This is a genomic window from uncultured Thermus sp., assembly GCF_938010445.1.
GTDB lineage: Bacteria > Deinococcota > Deinococci > Deinococcales > Thermaceae > Thermus > Thermus altitudinis.
This window is the reverse complement of record NZ_CALLUR010000012.1, coordinates 1-3,127: the sequence shown is the minus strand read 5'-3', so window position 1 is coordinate 3,127 and position 3,127 is coordinate 1. Positions and strand designations below refer to the sequence as shown.

3 protein-coding genes are annotated in these 3,127 nt (G+C 64.4%); all 3 read right to left on the bottom strand.

Features of this window, described 5'->3' with window-relative positions; all coding sequences use genetic code 11:
* On the bottom strand, positions 1-1,887 hold a 1,887-nt coding region (locus Q0693_RS00720), incomplete at its 3' end, for a histidine kinase (RefSeq protein ID WP_298628306.1).
* A complete protein-coding gene (locus Q0693_RS00715; protein WP_298628302.1) occupies positions 1,884-2,060 on the bottom strand; it encodes a hypothetical protein in 177 nt (58 codons plus the stop codon). The genes Q0693_RS00720 and Q0693_RS00715, both read right to left, overlap by 4 nt.
* Positions 2,057-3,127: DUF294 nucleotidyltransferase-like domain-containing protein (locus tag Q0693_RS00710; protein WP_298628300.1), on the bottom strand; the 1,071-nt coding region annotated here is incomplete at its 5' end. The genes Q0693_RS00715 and Q0693_RS00710, both read right to left, overlap by 4 nt.

The window sequence follows — 3,127 nt, the reverse complement described above, 5'->3', positions numbered from 1 at the left end:
GGTCTTGAGCTCGTGGGAGACGGCGGCCAGGATCTCGTCCTTGGCCTGGTCCAAGGCCTTTAGGCGTTCGTAGGCCTCGGAAAGCTCCCGCTTGGCCTCCTCCAACGCCCGGGCGTAGGCCCGCACCTCCCGCGACTCCCGAGCGGCTTCCTCCAGAAGGGCTTCAAAGGGGGAAGGGGCCTCGGGAGCCTCCCGGGTGGCGGAAAGGAGGAGGAGCCTGGCGGTGGCTGGTCCCACGGAGGCGGAAAGCCAGGACTCCGCCAGGGCCACCGCCTTTGGACCGCCTAGGCCCTTGGCCTCTTCCCGAAAAGCCTTACCCGCCTCTGGGCCCAAAACCCGTTCCACCAAAGCGGCAAGCTCCGAAGGTTCCCCGGTACGCCCTTCGGGGATGCGCCTTTTCTGGCTAAAAAGGGAAACCCCTATCGCCAGGGCCAGGTTCGCTCCCAGGCTCGTCAGGAAGCCATGGGTAACGGGGTCAAGCCCCTGGATCCCCAAAAGGCCCTCCGGGTGAAGCAAAGGGTGGGGGCCTTCCAAAAAGCCAGGGGGCAGCCAACCGGAGCGGGCCAAGGCCGGGAGGAAAAGGGTGTAGGCCCATACCGTGATGCCCCCCAGGAGGCCGGCCAGGGCCCCTTGGGGGGTGGCTCCCTTCCAGAAGAGCCCCAAGAGCCCCGCTGGGGCCAGCTGGGCCACGGCCACAAAGGAGATGAGGCCCATGGCCACTAGGGCGTAGACTTCTCCCGCTAGGCGGAAGTAGAGGTAGGCCAAGAGCATTACCAGAAGGATGGCAAGCCGCCGCCAGAGCAAAAGGCTCCCCAAGGCCTTCCAGCGGAGGAGCAAAGGGGAGAGGAGGTGGTTGGAGATGAGGATGGAAAGGGCCAGGCTTTCCACCACCACCATGGCGGTAGCGGCAGAGACACCTCCTAGAAAGGCAAAAAGCGCAAGCTCCTGTCTTCCCAGCGCCAAGGGTAGGGCCAGCACGTAGAGGTCGGGGTGTTCCTGGGGCAAGAGGAGCCTTCCCCAAAGGGCCAGGGGAACCACGGGCAGGTTAATGAGCAATAGGTAGAAGGGAAAAAGCCACGCGGCCAAGCGCAGGTGCTCGGGGTTGGTGTTCTCCACCACGCTCACGTGGAACTGCCGGGGCAGGAAGAGGAAGGCCAGGCCAGAGAGGAGGACCAGGCTCACCCAGGCGAGATGACCGGTAAGTTCCGTAGGGGGCCGGAGGAGCGGTAGGAGTTCGGGGGTCTGGTAGGCGTGGGGGAAGGGGTTTCCCAGCCAAAGGAGCACGACCCCGCCCACGGTGAGGAAGGCCAGGAGCTTGACCCAGGATTCAAAGGCCACCGCCAGCACCAGGCCGGGGTGCTTTTCCGAGGGGTCCAGGTGCCGGGTGCCGAAGAGAATGGCGAAAAGGGCCAGAAGTAAGGCGGTGGGGAGGGCCACGTCGCCTACGGGTTCTTTTCCCCCGCTTAGGAAGAGAAAGCCTTGGGCAATGGCCTTGAGCTGCAGGGCCAAATAGGGCAACAGGCCTACCACCAGAAAAAGGGCGGTAAGGGGACCGAGCGCGCCCAGCCCGTAGCGGAGAAAAAAGAAGTCAGCCCAGGAGGTTAGGCGGTGGGTTTGGGCCAGTGCCAAAAGCCGGCCGTGTAGGAAAGGCCAAAGGAAGAGGACCAGGGTAGGGCCTAGGTAGATGGCCAAAAAGCCCATGCCCTCCGTGGCCGCTCGGCCTACGCTTCCGAAAAAGGTCCAGGCGGTGGCATAGACGGCCAGGGAAAAGGCGTAGGCGTGGCCGCTTTGGGCCAAGGTTCTGCCCCGGCCCTCCCCCCAGAGGGCCACCAAAAACAGGAGGGCCAGGTAGAGAAAAAGGATCAGGAGAACCCAAAGGGCGCTCATGGCTCACGGTAGAGCAGATAGGCCAGGAGGATGACCAGGCCCCAGGCTAAGTAGAGGTAAAGGTACAAGGAGGGAAGCCCCCAAGGCCCCTTGTCCCCTAAGGGAAAGAGGGCTAAAGGGGGGGTAAAGAGGGCCAAGGCTAGGAGGAAGAGGGCCAGAGCTCGCTCCTTCATCGCAGCTGGAAATGGCTTGCGGTGCTTTCCTGGATTTCGGCGATGGCCCGGAAGCCCTCGAGGGCCTTCCGCTTTTCCGATGGCGTTAAGGCGGACCAGAGCACCCGGTTTCCCACCCCCTTTCCTTGGCGCAAGCTCTCCAGCTGGTGCTTGAGGCGCAGGGTGAAGAAAAAGCGGAAGGCTTCCTCCAGCCTGTCCGCCCCTTCCTGGCTTAGGGTACCCCCTTGGACCGCTGCCCTTAGCCGGTCCACCGTCCCTTTGGCCAGGCTCCCCGCCTGGAGGGCGTAAAGCCGGGCCAAGGCCACGATGGGGGCGATGGCGTGCCGCTTCAGGTCAAGGAAGCCCTCCTCGGTACGCACCCGGCCAAAGAGGCCCAAGGGGGGGCGGAAGGCCAGGCTGGCCTGGGCCAGGTGGTAGCGGAAGACCCCCTTCTGGCTTCCCTCCAACACCGTTTCCTCCAGAGGTTTTAGGGAAAGGCCACCGGCTGCGGAGCGGAAGTCAAAGAAAATCTGGGTATCCAGGAGGGCCTGGGGCTCGGGGGTTTCCATCCACCGCCGGAAGGTGCCTTGCCATTCGGCCAGCGTCTTGCGCCAACGGGTGGCCATGTACCCCCCCTTGCACTCCGGAATACCGGCTTGGATCAAGCCCCCTACCACGCGTTCCGCCAGGGCCTGGAAGTAGGGGTCGTGCCCCCCTTCTGCCAGGACTAGGGCATTGTCCTGGTCGGTGAGGAGGGCTTGCTCCCGGCGGCCTTCGGAGCCAAAGACCATGAAGCTGTAGGGGATGGGTGCGGGGCCCAGGACCCCTTCCGCCTCCTTGACGAGGCGCCGGATCAGGGCGTCGTTCAAGGAGGCCACCACCCGGCCGATCTCCACGCCCCCTAAGCCCCTTTGGAACAGGCTCTCCACCAAGGAGGCCACCTCGAGGCCATACCGGGAAAGCTCCAGCCGCTCAATCCGCCTTAGGAGGACCAAGGGGCTTTGGGCCTGGTTGAGGAGCAGGTCGGTATGGGTCACCACCCCCACCACCTTCCCCCCTTCCGTAAGGGGCAGGTGGTGGATGCCCCG

Bases quoted from the DNA above. Each gene is read 5' to 3' on its own strand.
- Q0693_RS00715 (WP_298628302.1), bottom strand. From the start codon at position 2,060: ATGAAGGAGCGAGCTCTGGCCCTCTTCCTCCTAGCCTTGGCCCTCTTT.